We start from the raw sequence: 19055 nt of genomic DNA, 5'->3' as shown, positions 1-19055 counted from the left end.
TGTGCGAGCTCAGCCGCCCAGGTGCGCGCCGGGTTTGAACACGCCCAGCGCCGCCGCGGTGAGCACGCTGCCCCAGATGGCCCAGACATACGGCAGGCAGCCGTCCACGCTGGCGCGCAGGGTTCGCTCGACCTGGTCGGTGGAGCCGGTCGACATGAGCGTGCCGAACGCCGGACCGAAGGGGCGCAACGTCATTCGAATGCCGAGCCCGGCCGCGATGGCGACGGTGTACAGCAGGATCTTGCCGCCCAGCCACTTCGGATTCGTGGTGACGCCGAAGGGTTCGCTCGCCAGCAGGGTGTAGATCCCAGCCGCGGCCATCGCGACGATGACCGCGCACCGGATGGCGAGATCGGCGCGGTACACCAGTGTATGGCTGCCGTGGGTGCGGTGCTGAATCACGGTGAGCGCCAACCAGATAGCGGCGAACAACCACACCGCGACCACGAGCCACCACGGGAACAGGTCGATCCCGAACAGTGACGCGCCGTGCGGATCCAATGCCATCAGGGTGATGCCGCTGGGCAGGAACAGCACCAGGCAGATCTTGGGACCGAGATCGAGTCCGCTCATGATCGCCAGCGCGGTCGCGCGCGCGGGCGGGGTGAGATCCGGGTTGATCACGAACCTGCTCGAGTAGTAGACGCCCAGGTCGCCGCCCAGCCAGAACACGAACAACACCAGGTGCAACAGAATCCACCAGCCGTGTGGATGCGACCCCATGGGCGGGTCTCCGTTCTCTTGGGCGAAACGCTGTTTCGGAGTATGCTCCGCCGATAGTTTCACATCGAAACAGTGTTTCCACAAGCGAAACGGGAGACCCATGCGAGCCATCTCCGCGGCCGCCCTGTCCCTGCTCCTGCTCACCGCCGCACCCGCCAATGCCGACACCGACGGCGTTCGCCATACCGCGGCACACATCACCTCCGACGACGCCACCATCTGGTATCCCGCGCACGCCGATCACCGGCTACCGGTGGCCCTGTTCCTGCCCGGAGCCAATGTCGGACGCCAGTACTACAGCCAATTCGCCTCCGCCGTAGCCGATTACGGCTTCGTGGTGGTGGTCCCCGAGCGGTATCCGATGCCTATGGTCGACTACCGACTGCCCAGCGAATTCCAACTGTCCGACGTGCTCGCCTGGGCGCGCTCCCAAGCGTCGGACACCTCCTCCCCGATCGGCGCGATCATCGACCCCACCACCCTGGTTGTCGCCGGACACTCCTACGGCGGCGCCGCGGCCCTGTACGCCGCCGCCGACCGCTGCCAGGTGCCCTTCTGTCTGGGCTTGACCTACCGCCATCCGCCGGAGCTCAAAGCTGTTGTCGGACACGGCACCAACACCACGATCGGCCCGGTGATCGACGCGGTCGCGGTCAGCGATATCCCGGTCATGTTCATCAACGGCACCCTGGACGGGGTCAGTGAGCCCGATGAGGCGCACCAGAGCTTCACCAGACTCACCGGGGTCCCGGCGGCTGAATTCGTGAACCTCGTGGGCGCCAATCATTTCGGGCTCGCCGATGTCGACAACCCGCCCGGGGCTGCCCCCGATCCGCATCGGGAGACCGCACCGCGCGCGCAGACCATCGCCGCCGCTGCCCGCTGGACCGCCATGTGGTTCCTCGCGCAGTTGGGCAGCGAAGCCGCCCGCGACTACGTGTATCGGACGGGTCCGCGAGAGGATTCGGCTGTCACGGTGGAAATGCGGTGAGGTGCAGCCCTCGGGCTCGCCCCTGATTCGGAAACGGTGACGAATCGCTGACAGACCATCGGACAACGGCATTTTGAGCCGAGGCGGGGTCGAGAATCGCAGTGGTGACGGTGTGGGTGCCCTCGGCCCGGCCCCGCCCGGCTCACGCGTGACCACCCGATCGGACGACTACTGAAAGGTCCGCTGCGATGCCCGACTACAGCGATCTGCGCGCCCTGTTCATCAACTGCACCCTGAAACGGTCGCCGGACCGCAGCAATACTCAGGGCCTGATCGATCTCTCGGCCCACATCATGGCGAAGAACGGGGTTTCGGTATCGCATATCCGAGCCGTCGACCACGATATCGCCACGGGTGTCTGGCCCGATATGACCGAACACGGCTGGGCGAGCGACGAATGGCCGGCCCTGCAACGGCAGGTGATGGACGCGCACATCCTGGTGCTGGCGGGACCGATCTGGCTGGGCGACAACAGTTCGGTCATGAAGCAGGTCATCGAACGGCTCTACGCCAATTCCAGTGTGCTCAACGATGCCGGGCAGTACGCCTACTACGGTCGGGTCGGCGGCTGCCTGATCACCGGCAACGAGGACGGCATCAAACACTGTGCGATGAACGTGCTCTACAGCCTGCAGCACATCGGCTACTCCATCCCGCCGCAGGCGGATGCGGGCTGGATCGGTGAGGCCGGTCCGGGACCGTCGTATCTGGATCCCGGTTCCGGCGGGCCCGACAACGATTTCACCAATCGCAACACTACCTTCATGACCTGGAACCTGATACATCTGGCGCGCATCCTCGTCGACGCGGGCGGCTTTCCCGCGCACGGCAACCAGCGCAGTGAATGGGACGCCGGTTGCCGTTTCGACTTCGAGAATCCCGAGTACCGCTGACCGCTCGGCCCGGCCCCGTGCCGGGCTAGCGGATCAGGATGTCCAGTGCCGCAGCCAGATTCAGGACGTCTGCGTACTTGGCGTTGAGGTCGTAGAGGTTGGCATCGTGCAGGCGGGGGTCGCGGTCGCCGCAGGCGTCGGCGACCACCAGCGGGCGGAAACCGTGCTGGAGGGCGTCGGTGGCGGTGGCTCGGACGCAGCCGCTTGTGGTGAGTCCGGCGATGAGCAGGGTGTCGACGCGGTCGGCGGTGAGGTTGGCGGCCAGCGGGGTGCCGTGGAAGGCGCTGGGGTACTGCTTGGTGATGATGGATTCACCAGGCAGTGGGGCGGGGTCATCGATGAAGTCTCCCAACGGGTTTCCCTCCTCGAAGACCGCGAGCGTCGGTACCTTGCGGCGGAACAGTCCGCCCTCGGAGGTACCGGGCCGGTAGGCCACGCGGGTGAATATGACCGGAAAGCCGTTCGCGCGAGCGTGATTCACCAGCGTGGCCGCCGCCGCGACGGCGGCCTCCACCGGTGCGCGCAGCGGCGAATCGTCGTCGAGGTAGGCGGCGCAGATATCGATCACCAGCACCGCGGGGTGATCGCCCGCGCCGAGCGGTGTTCCGTATCCCGCACGGCGGGCGTCTTCGGCGAGATCCTTCACGCCCATTCCCTTCAGACCACGCCGGTGCGGGCGAGTTCGGCGAGTTGGTCCGCGTCCAGGCCGAGCAGGGTGCCGTAGACCTCGGCATTGTGCTGTCCGAGATCCGGCCCCGCATGCCGGATAGCGCCGGGGGTGGCGCTGAGTTTGGGCACCACATTGTGCATCGGCAGATCACCGAGTTCGGGGTGGGTGATGCGCACGATCGCCTCGCGGGCCGCGAAATGCGGATCGGCGAACATATCGCGCGCGGTATAGATGCGACCGGCCGGAACACCGGCGGTGTGCAGCCGGTCCAGCAGCGTCTCGGCTGCGACGGTGCTGGTCCAGGCGGCGATCAAATCGTCGAGTTCGGCCATCCGGGCCCCCCGCGCGGTGTGGTTCGCATACCGTGCGTCCGATGCGAGTTCGGGACGGCCCATGAGTTCGGTCAACCGGGCGAATACCGTGTCCTGGTTGGCGGCGATGAGGATCATGTCACCGCTCGCGGTGGGATAGACATTGCTGGGCGCGACATTCGGCAGCACCGACCCGGTGCGCTCGCGCTGATATCCCGTGATCGCGTACTCCGGCAGCAGCGATTCCATCATGGCCAGCACCGCCTCGTAGATGGCCGAGTCCACCAGCTGGCCCTGACCGGTACGGGTGCGGTGATGCACCGCGACGAGGGTGCCGATGGTGGCGAAGACCGCCGCGAGCGAGTCGCCGAGCGAGATGCCGGTGCGGGCCGGGGCGCGATCGGGATCGCCCGTGGTGTAACGGATTCCACCCATCGCCTCGCCGATGGAGCCGTATCCGGCGCGCGGTGCGTACGGTCCGGTCTGGCCGTATCCGCTCACCCGGACCATGATCAGCCCCGGATTCTGTTCGCGGAGAGCGTCATAACCCAGACCCCAACGCTCCATGGTGCCCGGCCGGAAATTCTCGATCACGATATCGGCCTCGGCGATCAGCTCGCGCGCCAGCCGCTGCCCCTGCGGATCGCGCAGATTGCACGTCACCGATTTCTTATTGCGCGCCACCACCGGCCACCACAGCGATTTGCCCTGTGCCTGTTCACGTCCCCACTGGCGCATGGGATCTCCCGAACCCGGGGACTCCAGTTTGATCACCTCGGCCCCGAAGTCGCCGAGCAACTGTCCGCAGAACGGCCCGGCCAGCAACTGGCCCATTTCCACGACCCGAAGGTCTGCCAAAGGTCCTGTGGCGGTGGTGGTTTCGGGTGGCATGCGGCGGCCCCTTCCGTGGCGAGAATGGATACACTGTATCCCTGAGTGAAACGGTGCGGCAAGATAGCAGGAGGAACCATGGACGTCACGGTGGTCGAGGTAGCCCCGCGCGACGGCTTGCAGAATGAGTCCGAGATCATCGCGACCGCGGCCAAGGTGCGGTTGATCGAGCGTTCGATCGAGGCCGGACTGCGCCGTATCGAGGCGGTGAGTTTCGTGAATCCACAGCGGGTTCCGCAGATGGCCGACGCCGAAGCGGTGATGGCCGGGGTGCCCCGCGTGCCCGGCGTGACCTATGCCGGGCTCGTGTTCAACGATCGCGGTCTCGATCGGGCGCTCGCCGCGGGTGTAGACGAGATCAATGTGGTTGTGGTGGCGACCGATACCTTCAGCCGTCGCAACCAGGGCTGCACCACCCAGGAGGGCATCGACCGCTGGACCGCGCTGGCCGAGCGGGCGGCGGCGGCCGGGTTGCGCCGCACCGTCACCATCGCCGCCGCGTTCGGCTGCCCGTTCGAGGGCGAGGTACACCCCAGCGCGGTACTGGACCTGGTCGAGAGCGTCGCGGCGGCGCACCCGGAGGAGATCGCGCTCGCCGACACCATCGGCGTCGGCACCCCCGACCGAGTGCGCACGGCAGTGACCGGATCGATCGAACGCGCACCCGGCATCCCACTGCGCTGCCATTTCCACAACACGCGAAATACCGGATACGCCAATGCCATTGCCGCCCTCGAGGCCGGTGCGCGCATACTCGACGCCAGCACCGGCGGAATCGGCGGCTGCCCCTTCGCCCCGGCGGCCACCGGCAATATCGCCACCGAGGACCTGCTCTACATGCTCGACCGCATGGGCGTCCGCACCGGAGTCACCATGGAGCAGGTGAGCGCGACCGGCCGCTGGCTCGGCGACCAACTCGGCACACCGGTACCCGCCCTGCTCGGCCGGGCGGGCGGATTTCCGGCCTGAGGCAAGGCCGTTCGCCCGGCCACACGCGGCCGGGCGAACGGGTCGTAATCAAGACAATGTCTGAATTGTTCCTGCGGTGCGCAGGCTTTCGTAGTATCCGCCGCCGGGGTAGTAATCCGCCGTGGTGGAGCCGCTGACGAAATCACCGGCCCAGGCGACCGAAAGCTTCTGCAATGCGTCGACGTTCTTGGCCTGCGGTGTGCCACAGGCGACCTTGTCGGGTGCGGGGGCGCTGGAACCCTCGACATCGATATGTGCGCCGCTGGTCAAGCGGACGCCCAGGAACGATCGATGGATCTGATCGAGCAGGACCTTCGAGCCCGCGCCGTCCCGGTTGCAGGTGTAGGGCGGCGCGGTGATCGCCAGGATGGGCAATCCGGAGTTGTCCAGGTGATTAAGCGAGCTGCTCAGGTTATTGCCGATGAAGCTCTTCACCGGATCGAACAGGATCATCCCGCGCAGGTTCGCGAACGCGGACGCGTAGCTCGCCCGCAATTGCTGCGCGACATACGGCACCGCCTCACCTCCGGCCGAATGGCCCGCGAACACGATGGCGGTGGGCAGGGTCAGATCGGTGCGCCCCGCTTTGGCCTTGGCTTCGGTGAAACTGCGGCCCAGCTTGTCGTTGGCATCGGCGGCCTTGCCGAACAGGTCGGCGACATTGTGCAGGAAATCGGTGTTGTTACCGAGGTTTTCGAGCGTGCAGCCGAGGATGTTGGCGGTGGGCAGGGTGGGCGCGAACACCAGGAAGCCCTGGGCGGCGAACTTGCGGGCCGAATCGTCCACCGAGTCATTGGAACTGGCGAAGCCGTGCTGCAGCCACAGCAGGGCCTTGGGGGTGCCGGCGGGGAAGTACCAGTCGCTGCTCTGGTGCAGGGTGCTGAATGCGCAGCGGATGTCGACCTTGTTGGACACCTTCGTGATTGCCGCGTCAGCGTGGGCGGTGGGCGCGATCAGGGCGGGGAGGACGGTTGCGGCGGCGATGGAACATAACGCGGCCAGCGCTCTTCGGATTCTCAAGGGAATTGCCTTGTCTCTCATGGAGAAACACTGTTTCGTTTCTCGCGCTCCATTAGCGGTCTGAAACATTCACAAGTCAATACCTGGATGTGCTGCGTCGAGAGTCGAATACTGTTGTGTCGCAACAGGTCAACGCGTACGCCGATAGCCCGGCAGCCGGAGCGGCCGGGCTGTGGCGAAAAGGTTCGGGGTTAGCGCGAGACCTCCGGTTCATTGACTTCGAGCAGTGCCAGCAGCGCCGCGAATCGGCCGGGCGCGGCCAACTCGTAGACCGCTTCGGTGATGGCGTCTGCGCGAGTGGTGGTCAACGTTTGCGCGGTGTTCAAGCGGAACTTGGTGGCGAGTTCTGATGCCGAGAGTGGGTTTCCGGGACCACCGCGATTGACGTCCACTCGTTCGGTGAGCGTGCGCCCGTCCCGGAGCCGGGCGGTGAGCACGGCCGGGAATTGGAACGGGAAGATCTGCTCGGCGCGGGCATCGGGAACGCATTCGACCTTGGCGGCCAGGGCGAGTCGTTGTGGATCCGCTGCCATGGCGTCGGTGAAATCCTCGTGGAAGAGGCCGAGGCCGCCGCCGCCCAGCAGGGCGGCGGCCACCGTGTATGGACCGGAAAAGGCTGCGTGGTAGCCGGATTCGGGGCGGCGCTTGTGGTCGATGGGTTCGGCGATGGTGCGCAGGACGGGGGTTGGCGCGCCCAGGATCAGGCTGTCGACCTCGTCGGCGCGTACGCCGCTAGCGCGCAGACGCAGTGCGGCGTCGATACCCGCATGGGTGAAGTGGTTGCAGGGATACGGCTTGAAGAAGACCCCGGGCAGCTCCCAGCGTTCTCCGAGTTCGGCGGTGACGACATCCGGCGTTGCTTGATCTCCGCAAAAGGCTTGCAGCAGACCGAATCTGCCCTCGATGACCGTCGGCGGACCGGTCAGCCCGTGCCTCGCCAGCCCGGCCGCGGTGACCGCCGCGTGTGCCGCCCATCCGCAGTGCACCCGTTTCACGGTGCCGCCGGTGCGATTGGCTTCCAGCAGCCCCGAGCCCATACTCGACGCGATGCCGAGAGCGTGCGCGATACCGTCCGCGTCGAGGTCGTACAGCATGGCCGCCGCGGCCGCCCCGCCGACCGCGCCGCAGATGGCGGTCGCGTGCTGACCGCGTTCGAAGAACACCGAATTGCCCAGTGCCCGGTCATATCCCGCCATCCCGAGGCGCGCGGTGACCTCCACGCCGACCGAGATCGCGTCCAGCAGTTCCGCGCCCGAAGCGTCGTTGGCCTGGGCCACGGCCAGCGCCGTGGGGACCACGGTCGCGGAGGGATGCAGCACGGACGGCAGATGGGTGTCATCGAAATCCATTGCGTGCGCCAGGGTTCCGCCGAGCAACGCCGCACTGGCTGCGGGAAATCCGCCGGGCTGCCCCAATGCGGTCGCCTGCGGCGTGCCCGCCCATTCCAGGACCAGCGCCCGCACCGCCGCCGCGGCGGGTGTGTGCAGCGCGGCGAAGCTGTTGCCCAGCACATCCAGGACCCGTCTGGTCGCGTCCCGGCGCAGCTCGGTGCCGACCCCGTTCAGACGCGCGGTGATCGCGAAGTCCGCCAGCCGTTCAACGATCGTCGGGGCGCTCATCGGCTCACCGCCGCGAGTGGACGCACGGGCGATCCCGTGCCGCCGACGATGCGCAGCGGCGCGAGCACGAAGACGAACTCGTGCAGCCGCTGGGCTGCAAGGGCTTCCAGCGCGAGGTGTTCGAGGATGTAGATCCCGGACTCCACCAGCAGCACCCGATGCACCGGAAGCACGCTGTGCCCGGCTCCCGGCGCCAGACATTCGTACGCGGTGGTATCAGCTCCGGTAGCGGAGATACCTTGTGCGGCGAGCCATTGCGCCCCGGCGACACCGACCCCCGGTACACCCGTCGCCGTACCCAGATAGGTGGGTGGATCGTCGAACCCGCGCGACCATCCGGTGCGAATGAGCACCACATCGCCCGATTCGACTCGTACCCCGGCGTATTCGGCCGCGCGCTCGAGATCACGCACCGTCACCTCGTAGCCGCCGGGCAGGACGTCGGTGTCGTGCACCCCGGCGATATCGAGCAGGATGCCCCGGCACACGAACCCGGGCAGCCGTTCCGCGCCGTGTTCGGTGAATACCCCACCCTGCTGCGCCGCGAGGGCATCGACGCCGCCGTGCAGCATGCCGTTCTGGCTGACGTGGCTGAGCGCGTCGATATGGGTGCCCACATGCCCGCCGGTGACGATGATCTCGGCGGCCGCCGATCCGCCGTCCGGGCGCATCAGGTCACCGTGCCTGCGCGCCAGCGTCATTCGGAATCCGGGATGGTTCGGCGAACACGGCATACCGGTGAAGAACGGCTGACCCAGCTCGATCAACCGGACACCGCCCTGCACCGCTCGCACCAGCGGGTCCTGCGCGCTCATCGCACCACTCCCGCCGCGCGCAGCTCGGCCAGTGCATCGGGATCCACCCCGTAGTGGCCCAGCACCTCGGCGGTATGCGCGCCCAAAGGTGGTCCGGTCCAGCGGATTCGGCCCGGGGTGTCGGAGAGCCGGAACAGCACGTTCTGCATGCGCACCCGCCCCAGCTCCGCGTCGGGCAGGTCGGCGATGGTGCCGAGCGCCCGATATTGCGGATCGTCCAGGACATCGGCGGCGGTGTAGACGGGGGCGATGGCGGCCTCGGCCTGCTCGAAGGCTTTCACGACTTCCGCGGTGTCGCGTGCGACGATCCATGCGCCGACCGCGGCGTCGAGTTCGTCCGCGTGCAAGGCTCTTTCGGCTCCCGAGCCGAACCACGGCTGTTCGATCAGATCGGGTCGCCCGACCAAGCGCAGCACTCGTTCGGCCACCGATTGCGCACTCGCCGAGACCGCCACCCACCCGCCGTCGGCGGTGCGATAGAGATTGCGGGGCGCGTTGTTCGAGGATCGGTTGCCCATCCGCGGTTGCAGTTCGCCGAGCTGGTCATAGGCGATCAGCTGGGGGCCGAGCAGGGTGAGAATGGGTTCGATAATGGCCAGATCGATCTGCTGGCCCAGTCCGGTGCGATCTCGCGCGCGCAATGCGGTCATGATGGCGAAAGCGGTTGCCTGCGCGGCGATTCCATCGGCCAAACCGAACGGTGGCAGCATGGGCGGTCCGTCGGGCTCTCCGGTGATGGCGGCGAATCCGCTCATTGCCTCGGCGAGCGTGCCGAATCCCGGACGCCGGGCGTAGGGCCCGATCTGTCCGAAGCCGGTGACCCGGGCCAGCACCAGGCCCGGATTGATCTCGCGCAGTTCGGGATAGCCCAGGCCCCAGCGTTCCAAGGTGCCCGGGCGGAAGTTCTCGACGAGGACATCCGCATCGGCCACCATGCGCCGAAAAATCTGCTGCCCCGGTGCGGACCCGAGGTAGAGCGTCACCGATTTCTTGCCGCGCCCCAGCATCTTCCACCACAGACCCACGCCGTCGCGCTGCGCACCGTGGCTGCGTACCGGATCGCCGTCGGGGTGTTCGATCTTCACCACTTCCGCGCCGAAATCCGCCAGCAGGGTCGCCGCCAGCGGTCCGGCGAACAGCGTCGCCACATCCAGTACCCGGATTCCCGACAGTGGGCCGTCCATCGCTCAACTCCTACCCGCCGCAGCATGTTTCCCACAGCGAAACATGAAAGTGGGTGCGCGGCATTGACTGTCAGCGCATAGTACTGCGATGATCGCCCAATTGGTAAAGCTGTTTCGCACAGAGAAACTGGAGTGAGCCGTGGCGACCGACCTGCTGATCCGGAACGCCCGCGTCGTGCGCCCGGGCGACCCATCCACCGACAGCCCGCCGGCGGTCGATATCGCGGTCGCGGGCGGGGTCATCACCGCGGTGGGCGCACACCTGCCGACCTCCGGTGCGGACAATGTGATCGACGCGCACGGGCTGCTGGCTTTTCCCGGAGTGGTTGACGCCCATCAGCATTGGGGCATCTACCAGGAACTATCCGCAGACACCGATACCGAGAGTCGCGCCTGTGCCCAGGGCGGTGTCACCACCTCGATCACCTATATGCGCACCGGGCGCTACTACCTCAATCGCGGCGGGGCCTACCGGGACTTCGTGCCGGAGGTGCTGGCCGCGATGGCTGGGCGATCCTTTGTCGACCATGCCTTGCACCTCGCGCCGATGACCGCCGAGCACATCGCCGAAATACCCTCTCTGGTCGAGGATTTCGGCATCACCTCGTTCAAGATCTTCATGTTCTACGGTGGCCACGGCCTGCACGGCCGGTCCTCCGATCAGGCCGACTTCCTGATGATCCCGCCCACCGAACGCTACGACCTGGCGCACTTCGAATTCGTCATGCGCGCGATCCAGCGCGCCCGCGCGAGTGTGGGCCGACACCTCTCGCTATCGCTGCACTGCGAGACCGCCGAGATCATGGCCGCCTATACCGAACTCGTCGAACGCGAGGGCACGCTCAGCGGCCTGCGGGCCTACAGCGCGTCGCGCCCGGCACATTCGGAGGGCTTGGCCATCACCACCGCGTCCTATCTGGCACACGAAACCGGGTTGGCGAATATCAATCTGCTGCATCTGTCCTCGGCCAAGGCCGTCGAGGCAGCGCTCACCATGGCCGCGGCCTTCCCGCACGTCGACTTCCGCCGCGAGGTCACCATCGGACACGTGCTGGCCGATGTCGATACCGCACACGGGCTGGGCGGCAAGGTGAATCCACCGCTGCGTGAGCGCGCGGATGTCGAAGCGCTGTGGCGGCATCTGCTGGCGGGCGACATCGACTGGGTCGTCAGCGATCACGCCTGCTGTCGCGACGAACAGAAGTTCGGGCCCGACCGCGAGGATGTCTTCGCCGCCAAATCCGGCTTCGGCGGTGCGGAGTATCTGCTGCCCGGCCTGGTGGGGGAGGGGATGCGCCGCGGACTGCCGCTCTCGCGCATCGCCGAACTCACCGCACGCAACCCGGCGCGGCGGTACGGACTGGTCGACAAGGGCGAGATCGCGGCCGGATTCGACGCGGACATCGTCCTGGTCGATCCGGACGCACGGTGGACCGTGCGGGCCGCGGATTCCGAATCCGCCCAGGAATACACACCTTTCGAGGGATTCGAGATGCACGCGCGCGTCGACACCGTCTTTCTGCGCGGTCATCGGATCTACGGCGACGGCAAGGTGCAGGGCGATCCGCGCGGCCGCTACCTGCGGCGCGATCCCCGCACCGACGGCCGTCGTGGAGTCGCGTCGTCCTGACGTGCGGATCCGGTCGTCGAATCGCCCACTCGTTTCCGAAGTGCCGGCCGATCTCGGTGCGGCTATGCGGGTCGCGCCGAGACGCGGATCGATGAGCTCAGCCGCGGGGATCCTTGCCGCCGTCCGGCGCGTCTGTGGTGCCCGCGGCGCGCGGGCCGGATTCGGGACCGTTATCGAGTTCGGTGGCGAATTCGCGCAGGGCGCTCACAATCTGCACCATGGCGCGATGGGTCGTCTCCAGCTCATCCTCCGACAGCGATGACAGTGCGCTCCGCATGCGAGTGGCCAGCGGCATGAAAAACGCTGCGGCCACGGCCATTCCGTGATCGGTGTAGTGCAGTTTCACGCGCCGACGATCGGTGGCGTCCACGGCGCGTTCGAGGTGGCCGGACTCGATCATGCGTTCCACCAGGTAGGTGATCGCGGCGGGGGAGACGCCCGCCAGGGTGCCCAATTGCCCGGCGGTCAGCGGCGTGCCCTCGGCCTCCGCGGTCGCCACGTGGACCAGTGCGCGGAAATCATTGGGGCGCAGATCGTGTGAGCGCGCGAACGAGTGACCGATCTGCTCGGAGACCGCGGCAAGTGCGCGGACATCGCGGGCGATCTCGGTTTCGAGCGCGGAACGCTCGGTCGCCGGTGGGGGCGTACTCGCCGGGCGGTCGGCCACCGCTACCTCCTTCGTGGTCAGGTACCCAGCCTAGTGCCCCCGCGCGCTCGGTCTTTGCGCATTAGTTAAGTTTCTGAAATAGTTGCTCGCATGGGTGTATGGGATCGCTACGCGGACCTGGTCACCGGGCGCAGAGCGTGGGCCTTGCTGCTCGCGGTCGTGCTGTTCGGAGCGCTGATCATGGGCCTGGCCGGGAGTAACGACAGCTCGGGGCAGGGACCCAAGTCATTGCCGGATAGCGCGGAGTCCGCGCGTGTCGCCACCACCGTCGAGCGGTTCCCGGGCGGTGACACCGCCGCCGCCGTGCTCGTGGCTAGTCGAGCCGACGGCGCGGAGCTGAGCCCCCAGGATCTCGCGGCGGTCGACGCGGCGGCGGTTCGTATGCGTTCCGGTGGTGAGGGCGCACCGGCGGTGGTCTCGCCCGATCACAAGGCCGCGCTGGTCGCGGTGCCGGTACCGGCATCGCTGAGCGGGTTCGAGCTCTCCGATAAGGTCGCCGACCTGCGCGCGGCCGCGAATCGGGATGCACCGGCGCAGTTGGACTTTCAGGTTACGGGCGGTCCGGCCTTCGGGGCCGATATCGCCGAATCCTTCTCCGGGGCGAATGTGCTGTTGCTGGTGGTCACCGCACTGGTGGTGATGGTGCTGCTCATCCTCACCTACCGCTCACCGGTGCTGTGGCTGCTGCCGCTGTCGGTGGTGGCGTTCGCGGATCGGGTCGCCACCGGGGTCGGCACCGCGCTGTCGCAGCTGACCGGCCTCGCGTTCGACGGATCCACCAGCGGGATCACCAGTGTGCTCGTGTTCGGCGCGGGTACGAACTACGCGCTGCTGCTGGTGTCGCGGTATCGGGATGAGCTGCACCACAACGAGTCTCATCGAGACGCGTTGCGCGCTGCGGTCCGCCGGGCCGCGCCCGCGATTCTGGCCAGCAATGCCACCGTGGTGATGGCGCTGCTGACCCTGCTGCTCGCCGCGCTCCCGAACACCCGCAGCCTCGGGGCCTTCGCCGCGGCGGGGTTGGTCGTGGCATTGGTGTTCGTGCTTCTCGCGCTGCCGCCGTTGCTGGCATTGTGCGGTCGAAAAGTGTTCTGGCCCTTCGTTCCCCGCCCCGATGAGCGTGATGAGGCGCAGTCCGGGGTCTGGTATTCGATCGCACGGGGTGTGGTGCGGCGACCGGTGCTCGTGGTGGTGCCGGTGCTGGCCGGACTGCTGCTCTGTGCGAGTGGACTCCTGGTGACCAAGGTCGGGCTCGCGCAGACCGAGCAGTTCCGGGTGCGCGCGGAATCGGTGGACGGACTGGACACCCTGGCCGCTCACTTCCCTTCCGGCACATCCGATCCCGCTATCGTGCTGGCCCGTACCGATACGCGCGCCGCGGTTCAGGCCGCACTCGACCACACCGAGGGAGTCTCACGGGCGAGCGTCAGCGGTGACTCGGGCAGCGGGTTGACTCGATGGTCGGTGGTCCTGGATGCCCCGCCCGCGTCGGCCCAGGCGTTCACCACCATCGAAGCCCTGCGGTCCGAGCTGCGCGCCATTCCCGGCTCCGAGGCGATGGTCGGGGGTTCCGATGCCCAGGCGCTCGATATCCGGGATTCGGCTCGGCGCGATCAATTGCTGGTCATCCCACTGATTCTCGCGGTCATCCTGCTGGTGTTGCTCGCACTGCTGCGCGCGGTTCCGGCAGCGCTCATCCTGGTGGCGGTCACGGTGCTCAGTGCGCTGGCGGCGCTGGGCCTGGGCAGCCTGGTCAGTGACCACGTGTTCGGTTTCCCCGCGCTCGACACCAATGTGCCCCTGTTCGGATTCCTGTTCCTGGTCGCGCTGGGTGTGGACTACACGATTTTCCTGGTCGTCCGGGCGCGCGAGGAAGCCGAGCGGCACGGGACCGTCGACGGCATGGTGCGCGCGGTTTCCTCCACCGGTGCGGTCATCACCAGCGCCGGAGTGGTGCTGGCCGCGGTCTTCTGCGTGCTCGGGGTGCTGCCCCTGATCACCCTCACCCAGCTGGGCATCGTCGTCGGAATCGGCATTCTGCTCGACACCTTCGTCGTGCGCACGGTGGCGGTTCCCGCGTTGTTCGCCATTCTCGGCGACCGCATCTGGTGGCCAGGTACCCATCATTCGGACAGGTCCGGGAAGGAGGCCGCGCCCGCAATCGCGCATTGATCGAACTGTCGAACCCATCGGACGAGTACACCGCTAGGTAAGGACAAGCATCATGAATCGGAACCACTTACGAGTGCTGGCAACGACTTTCGCCGCTGCCGCAGCCGTCTCCGTCGCCGGAATCATGCCCGTGGCGAACGCGCAATCCGATCAGCCGCAGCCGATCGCCTCGCTGGATCTGAGCCGGTACCTGGGTACCTGGTACCAATTGGCCGCAATGCCACAGTATTTCAACCTGGTCTGCGCCCGCGACACCCGCGCCGAATACGCACTGGACGCACAAGGTGATGTGTCGGTGCACAATTCGTGCACCACCTGGACCGGCGGGCCGAACGAGATTCGCGGCACCGCCACCGTGAGCGACCCCGTCACCAACGCGCAACTGCACGTCAGCTTCCCCGGGGTGCCCACCCAGGAGTCGCGCTACGGGTCACCCAACTACATTGTGACCGCGCTCGGCCAGGACTACTCGTGGGCGCTGGTCACCGATCCGAATCGCCTCTCGGGTTTCGTGCTCTCGCGCACCCCCGCCCTGGACCCCGCCCAGTGGAGCGATATCCGTGCCGCGATCACCTCGGCGGGGGAGAACACCTGCTGGTACCTCACCAGCCCCACCGCCGGCGGACTCGAGACGCTCGCGCCGCTGTGTACGGTCTGACCCGGACCTCCAGCGAGTGACTCGGCGACGGGTATTGCATCGATAGTGCATCGAATAGCGCTAGGGTGGAGGCATGAGCGCATCGATCGTGCTTTTCACCCGAGACCTGCGTGTGCACGACAACCCCGCCCTGGAAGCGGCGTGCCGGGAGAGCGAGCAGGTGGTCCCACTATTCGTGCTGGACGAGGACCTGCTCGCCAAGGTGTCCGACGCGCCCAACCGGCTACGGTTCCTGTACGCCGCGCTCGGTGAGCTCGACGCCGAATTGCGTTCTCGCGGTGGGCGATTGGTGGTGCGTCGCGGCAAGGTCGTCGATGAGGTCGAGCGGCTCGCGGCACAGGTGAAAGCCCCGAGCGTGCATATGGCGGCCGACGTCACCCGCTACAGCGTCAAGCGGGGGACGGCGCTGCGGGAACGGTTGTCCCGCAACGGTTGTGCGCTGCACGACCACCCCGCCTCCATCACCGCGGTCGACACCGCCACGCTGCGGCCCGACACCGGGCGCAGTCACTACGCCATCTTCAGCCCGTACTTCCGGCGCTGGCTGGACACCCCGATGCGGCGACCGCTGACCCCACCGGCCGCCATTCGGGTACCGAAGGTCGCGAGCGAGCCGATTCCGGATCCCACCACGGTCGAGGGCGGATCGCCCGACCTCGCCCTCGGCGGGGAGAGCACGGGACGGAAACTGCTGGAACAGTGGCTTGACGGTCCGGTGCGCGAGTACGCGGACGTCAAGGACATCCCGTCGGTTGACGGCACCTCCGGGCTGTCCCCGTACCTGCATTTCGGTTGCCTGTCCGCGGGTGAGATCGCGTTCCGAACCGATGCTTCCGACCCGGGCGGCAATGCCTTCGTGCGGCAGGTGGCCTGGCGCGATTTCTACCATCAGGTGCTCGCCGACCGCCCCGAAGTGGCCATCGACGACTATCGCGAGACGAACGAGCCGTGGCGCAGCGATCCGCACGCGGTCGCGGCCTGGCAGGCCGGGCGGACCGGAATTCCGATGGTCGACGCCGGCATGCGCCAGCTCACCGCGACCGGCTTGATGCCCGGTCGTTCTCGGCTGATTGCCGCCAGCTTCCTGGTCAAGACGATGCGCGTGGATTGGCGTATCGGGGCGGGCTATTTCGAGCAGTGGCTGGTGGACGGCGATGTGGCCAACAACCGGATGAACTGGCAGTGGATGGCCGGAACCGGCACCGATACGCGATCGAGCCGGGTGCTCAATCCGCTGCGCCAGGCCGAGCGCTTCGACCCCGAGGGTGACTATGTGCGGCGCTGGCTCCCGGAACTGGCGGATCTGCCGGGTGCGGAGATCCACAAACCATGGCGCGCGGGCATGCTCGCCGGGGACTATCCGCCGCCGATCGTCGAATTCAACGGTATGTGAACGGGATTCATCGCTCCGGGAGTCCGGCGACGGCCGCGCAGTAGCGCCACAGGCGCTCGCGGTCGGCGTCGGATTCGCGGGTGCGGCGCAGATAATGCTCGGGGCGGGCGCGCCGGTCATGCCAGAACCGCCCGGAGGGAACCTCGGTCGCGGCCAGCCAGATCGCGGTGTCCGCGCCCTCGGCCGGAGTGCGCAGCAGCGGCCGGGTCAGGGTGCGAAAACGCGGCAGCGAGGTGGCCACGCCCGGGGTGTCCACCCAGCCCGGATGCATGCCGTGCACCGAAATGCCCTCGGCCGCATAGCGATCGGAGAGCGTCGGGAGCAGTGCCACCTGCATGCGTTTGGTGCGCGCGTACGCGGTCGCGCCGCGGTATTCGCCCGTCTTGTATTCGAAGTCCTCGGTGGGCAGGGGCTGGGTGTACATCCCGCCGGAGGACACCAGGATCACCCGTCCGCCCGCCATGACCGGTGCGAGGCGTTCAGTCAACAGCAGCGGCCCCAAAACGTGAGTGGCCAGGCAGATCTCATGGCCCTGCGGGCTTTCCGTGCGCGTCGCGGGCAGCACGCCCGCATTGTGCATCAGCACGTCGACTCGCTCGTTCCGCTCGGCGAAGTCCGTTGCGAACCGGTGCACATCGGCCAGATCGGAGATATCGCAGCGTTCGACGGCGGGCCGCGGACCGGATCCGGACGCCGCGATCTCGGCCGCCGCCTCCGCGCCCCGACTCTCATCCCGGACCACCAGGGTGACCGCCGCGCCGAGTTCGGCCAGTCCGGTCGCGATGGCTTTGCCGATACCCGAGTTCGCGCCGGTGACCAGCGCGGTTCGTCCGCGCAACGCCTGTGGTGGCAGCGGCGTCCAGCCGCGACTGCGCAGCGCGTATCCGGTGCGGCCGTACCCGAGCACCACGGTGCGATCGAGCACGTCGTCGACAACGGTGCGGATGTCAAAGGTCATTGATCAGCTCTTCCGAGGTTCGCGCGGCGCGCGGTCCGCGAGGCGATTCGAATGTGGCGCTGCGATTGCATCGAATATGCATCGATTCAATGATAGCGTCGAAAGGAGAAACCCGGCAGCATCGAGCGCTCGACGGCGGAGGATTCATGAACTTCAACCCAACGGGCAGATGTCGATGAACGAGTCGTGGTGCACCCGATGAACCCCGCAACCCCCGCACGGATTATCGGGGTTCTCACCGCCGCCTACGGCGCCGCGGTCGCGGTACGACCGGCGATACTGCTGCGCCCCACCGGTTTGGGCATTGGCGAGGAACCGGAGCTCCGCGTGCTGGCTCGGATGGTCGGGCTGCGCGATCTGGCCTCGGGGGTGGCGCTGGCGGCGGCATCGACGCCGCGAGCTCGCACCGTGTCCGCGCTGGTGCGCATCGCGTCCGATACCGCGGACACCGCCGTGTTCGCCCGTGCACTCGCCGGGCGTCCCGAACGCGCGAAAACCCTTGCGGTGACCAGCCTGTGGGGACTGCTGAGCCTGGCCGCGATGCGCTACGAACAGCGTGGACGCGCGGAGATCCGCTCGGCGGCACATCGGCCATGACCGGTGCGCCGGAGGCATCGGAGGCCGCGGAGCCGGCGGAATTCACCGTCGGCGCGGTCGCGCGCCGCCTGGGCATTCCGGTTGCCACACTGCGCAGTTGGAATCGGCGCTACGGTATCGGGCCCACCCGGCTACCGGGCCGACACCGCCATTACACCGTCGCCGATCTCGCCGCGTTGACCAGGATGGTCGAGCTGGTCCGGGCCGGTGCGAGTCCCGCCAGCGCCGCCAAGGCCGGACGTCTGGTGCTCGAGCCCGCCCCCGAACTCGGCGCGGTCGACCCGGTGGTCACCGCCGCCGAAAGCATGGACGTCGCTCGCCTGCTGCATCTGCTGGACGCGCATCTCGCCCATTACGGTGTGATCGCCACCTGGAATCGACTGTGCCGCCCCGCATTCGCGGTGATCGTCGAACATCAGCGCCAGGGCGACGGATACATCGACGTCGAGCATCTGTTGTCCTGGGCGCTCACCACTAGCTTGCATCGCTGCGTTCCCGCCGTGGCCACCCCGGGCGGGCAGGTGGACCTCGTGCTGGCCTGCACTCCCGGTGAGCAGCACGTGCTGCCACTCGAGGTACTGCGCGCCGCGCTGGCCGACAACCGCCGCCCCGCACTGCTGCTGGGCGCGAATGTGCCCACTACCGCTCTCGGACAAGCACTCTCGCGATACCCGCTCCCGCCTACGGTGCTGCTGTGGTCGCAGTCGGCCCGGACCGCCTCGGTTGCCTCGGTACACGCGGCCGAGTTCGCTCGGTGTGCTGTCCTGCTGGCAGGCCCCGGCTGGGCGGAGTCGGCATCCGTCCCCGACCGGCACATTCTGCGCAGCCTGGAGGAAGCGGTCGAGGTGTTGTGTGGTGACTCCTCGTGATCCCCACCGGATCTCGCCGATGACG

The 19055-nt window shown here is 67.5% G+C and carries 18 protein-coding genes; 9 read left to right on the top strand and 9 right to left on the bottom strand.

What is annotated here, in order from left to right; translation table 11 throughout:
* Positions 1-9: 9 nt before the first annotated feature.
* Positions 10-723: a hypothetical protein gene (locus ACFC4D_RS25735; protein WP_376067164.1), complete on the bottom strand. Its 714-nt coding sequence runs from the start codon at positions 721-723 to the stop codon at positions 10-12.
* Positions 724-823: 100 nt separating this feature from the next.
* Between ACFC4D_RS25735 and ACFC4D_RS25730 the strand changes: the two genes are divergently transcribed.
* Positions 824-1714, top strand: coding sequence for a hypothetical protein (locus ACFC4D_RS25730; protein ID WP_376067161.1), 891 nt, complete (start codon positions 824-826; stop codon positions 1712-1714).
* A 188-nt stretch (positions 1715-1902) separates the two neighbouring features.
* Entirely contained in the window at positions 1903-2607 is a 705-nt protein-coding gene (locus tag ACFC4D_RS25725; RefSeq protein ID WP_376067158.1) for a flavodoxin family protein, read from the top strand.
* 25 nt (positions 2608-2632) lie between these two features.
* Here ACFC4D_RS25725 and ACFC4D_RS25720 read toward each other — a convergent pair whose 3' ends face one another.
* The gene (locus tag ACFC4D_RS25720) at positions 2633-3259 is read right to left on the bottom strand and encodes an isochorismatase family protein (RefSeq protein WP_376067156.1); all 627 of its coding nucleotides are present in this window, start codon (positions 3257-3259) and stop codon (positions 2633-2635) included.
* A gap of 5 nt (positions 3260-3264) precedes the next feature.
* Entirely contained in the window at positions 3265-4479 is a 1215-nt protein-coding gene (locus ACFC4D_RS25715) for a CaiB/BaiF CoA transferase family protein (protein WP_376067155.1), read from the bottom strand.
* Positions 4480-4557: 78 nt separating this feature from the next.
* Here ACFC4D_RS25715 and ACFC4D_RS25710 point away from each other — a divergent pair, with 78 nt between their 5' ends.
* Entirely contained in the window at positions 4558-5448 is an 891-nt protein-coding gene (locus ACFC4D_RS25710; RefSeq protein WP_376067153.1) for a hydroxymethylglutaryl-CoA lyase, read from the top strand.
* A gap of 48 nt (positions 5449-5496) precedes the next feature.
* Here the strand turns inward: ACFC4D_RS25710 and ACFC4D_RS25705 are convergent, their stop codons facing one another.
* The 4 genes from ACFC4D_RS25705 to ACFC4D_RS25690 form a co-directional block, all read right to left on the bottom strand.
* Positions 5497-6468, bottom strand: coding sequence for a hypothetical protein (locus tag ACFC4D_RS25705; RefSeq protein ID WP_375959787.1), 972 nt, complete (start codon positions 6466-6468; stop codon positions 5497-5499).
* Between the two features lie 191 nt (positions 6469-6659).
* Positions 6660-8087 carry an MmgE/PrpD family protein gene (locus ACFC4D_RS25700; protein ID WP_376067151.1) on the bottom strand — a complete coding sequence of 476 codons (1428 nt, stop codon included), beginning with the start codon at positions 8085-8087 and terminating at the stop codon, positions 6660-6662.
* Positions 8084-8902 (bottom strand): cyclase family protein, encoded by an 819-nt coding sequence (locus ACFC4D_RS25695; protein WP_376067150.1) that lies wholly within the window; start codon positions 8900-8902, stop codon positions 8084-8086. Before ACFC4D_RS25695 ends, ACFC4D_RS25700 begins: the two co-directional genes overlap by 4 nt.
* Entirely contained in the window at positions 8899-10086 is a 1188-nt protein-coding gene (locus ACFC4D_RS25690; RefSeq protein ID WP_376067147.1) for a CaiB/BaiF CoA transferase family protein, read from the bottom strand. Before ACFC4D_RS25690 ends, ACFC4D_RS25695 begins: the two co-directional genes overlap by 4 nt.
* Before the next feature lie 139 nt (positions 10087-10225).
* Here ACFC4D_RS25690 and ACFC4D_RS25685 point away from each other — a divergent pair, with 139 nt between their 5' ends.
* Positions 10226-11716 carry a dihydroorotase family protein gene (locus ACFC4D_RS25685; protein WP_376067146.1) on the top strand — a complete coding sequence of 497 codons (1491 nt, stop codon included), beginning with the start codon at positions 10226-10228 and terminating at the stop codon, positions 11714-11716.
* Between the two features lie 97 nt (positions 11717-11813).
* On the opposite strand, the gene ACFC4D_RS25680 is transcribed toward ACFC4D_RS25685, so the two are convergent.
* A complete protein-coding gene (locus ACFC4D_RS25680) occupies positions 11814-12383 on the bottom strand; it encodes a MarR family winged helix-turn-helix transcriptional regulator (RefSeq protein ID WP_376067144.1) in 570 nt (189 codons plus the stop codon).
* Positions 12384-12473: 90 nt separating this feature from the next.
* Here ACFC4D_RS25680 and ACFC4D_RS25675 point away from each other — a divergent pair, with 90 nt between their 5' ends.
* The 3 genes from ACFC4D_RS25675 (at position 12474) to ACFC4D_RS25665 (ending at position 16606) form a co-directional block, all read left to right on the top strand.
* On the top strand, positions 12474-14555 hold the full coding sequence (locus ACFC4D_RS25675; RefSeq protein WP_376067142.1) for an MMPL family transporter: 2082 nt from the start codon (positions 12474-12476) through the stop codon (positions 14553-14555).
* A 52-nt stretch (positions 14556-14607) separates the two neighbouring features.
* Positions 14608-15213, top strand: a complete 606-nt coding sequence (locus tag ACFC4D_RS25670) for a lipocalin family protein (protein WP_376067140.1) — start codon at positions 14608-14610, stop codon at positions 15211-15213.
* A gap of 73 nt (positions 15214-15286) precedes the next feature.
* A complete protein-coding gene (locus tag ACFC4D_RS25665; RefSeq protein ID WP_376067138.1) occupies positions 15287-16606 on the top strand; it encodes a cryptochrome/photolyase family protein in 1320 nt (439 codons plus the stop codon).
* A gap of 7 nt (positions 16607-16613) precedes the next feature.
* Here the strand turns inward: ACFC4D_RS25665 and ACFC4D_RS25660 are convergent, their stop codons facing one another.
* Entirely contained in the window at positions 16614-17564 is a 951-nt protein-coding gene (locus ACFC4D_RS25660; protein WP_376067136.1) for an SDR family NAD(P)-dependent oxidoreductase, read from the bottom strand.
* Positions 17565-17762: 198 nt separating this feature from the next.
* Here ACFC4D_RS25660 and ACFC4D_RS25655 point away from each other — a divergent pair, with 198 nt between their 5' ends.
* Together ACFC4D_RS25655 and ACFC4D_RS25650 are read left to right on the top strand one after the other, a co-directional pair.
* Positions 17763-18161: a hypothetical protein gene (locus tag ACFC4D_RS25655; RefSeq protein ID WP_376067135.1), complete on the top strand. Its 399-nt coding sequence runs from the start codon at positions 17763-17765 to the stop codon at positions 18159-18161.
* A complete protein-coding gene (locus ACFC4D_RS25650) occupies positions 18158-19030 on the top strand; it encodes a MerR family transcriptional regulator (RefSeq protein ID WP_376067134.1) in 873 nt (290 codons plus the stop codon). Before ACFC4D_RS25655 ends, ACFC4D_RS25650 begins: the two co-directional genes overlap by 4 nt.
* Positions 19031-19055 lie beyond the last annotated feature (25 nt).

The organism is Nocardia sp. NPDC056000, assembly GCF_042269265.1.
Taxonomy (GTDB): Bacteria; Actinomycetota; Actinomycetes; order Mycobacteriales; family Mycobacteriaceae; genus Nocardia.
This window is presented reverse-complemented; position numbering and strand designations above follow the sequence as displayed.

Excerpts from the sequence above, each read along its gene's own strand:
- ACFC4D_RS25655 (WP_376067135.1), top strand. The coding sequence starts at position 17,763 with ATGAACCCCGCAACCCCCGCACGGATTATCGGGGTTCTCACCGCCGCC.
- ACFC4D_RS25670 (WP_376067140.1), top strand. The coding sequence starts at position 14,608 with ATGAATCGGAACCACTTACGAGTGCTGGCAACGACTTTCGCCGCTGCC.
- ACFC4D_RS25700 (WP_376067151.1), bottom strand. The coding sequence starts at position 8,087 with ATGAGCGCCCCGACGATCGTTGAACGGCTGGCGGACTTCGCGATCACC.
- ACFC4D_RS25665 (WP_376067138.1), top strand. The coding sequence starts at position 15,287 with ATGAGCGCATCGATCGTGCTTTTCACCCGAGACCTGCGTGTGCACGAC.
- ACFC4D_RS25710 (WP_376067153.1), top strand. The coding sequence starts at position 4,558 with ATGGACGTCACGGTGGTCGAGGTAGCCCCGCGCGACGGCTTGCAGAAT.
- ACFC4D_RS25730 (WP_376067161.1), top strand. The coding sequence starts at position 824 with ATGCGAGCCATCTCCGCGGCCGCCCTGTCCCTGCTCCTGCTCACCGCC.
- ACFC4D_RS25720 (WP_376067156.1), bottom strand. The coding sequence starts at position 3,259 with ATGGGCGTGAAGGATCTCGCCGAAGACGCCCGCCGTGCGGGATACGGA.
- ACFC4D_RS25735 (WP_376067164.1), bottom strand. The coding sequence starts at position 723 with ATGGGGTCGCATCCACACGGCTGGTGGATTCTGTTGCACCTGGTGTTG.
- ACFC4D_RS25725 (WP_376067158.1), top strand. The coding sequence starts at position 1,903 with ATGCCCGACTACAGCGATCTGCGCGCCCTGTTCATCAACTGCACCCTG.
- ACFC4D_RS25650 (WP_376067134.1), top strand. The coding sequence starts at position 18,158 with ATGACCGGTGCGCCGGAGGCATCGGAGGCCGCGGAGCCGGCGGAATTC.
- ACFC4D_RS25660 (WP_376067136.1), bottom strand. The coding sequence starts at position 17,564 with ATGACCTTTGACATCCGCACCGTTGTCGACGACGTGCTCGATCGCACC.
- ACFC4D_RS25675 (WP_376067142.1), top strand. The coding sequence starts at position 12,474 with ATGGGTGTATGGGATCGCTACGCGGACCTGGTCACCGGGCGCAGAGCG.
- ACFC4D_RS25695 (WP_376067150.1), bottom strand. The coding sequence starts at position 8,902 with ATGAGCGCGCAGGACCCGCTGGTGCGAGCGGTGCAGGGCGGTGTCCGG.
- ACFC4D_RS25690 (WP_376067147.1), bottom strand. The coding sequence starts at position 10,086 with ATGGACGGCCCACTGTCGGGAATCCGGGTACTGGATGTGGCGACGCTG.
- ACFC4D_RS25715 (WP_376067155.1), bottom strand. The coding sequence starts at position 4,479 with ATGCCACCCGAAACCACCACCGCCACAGGACCTTTGGCAGACCTTCGG.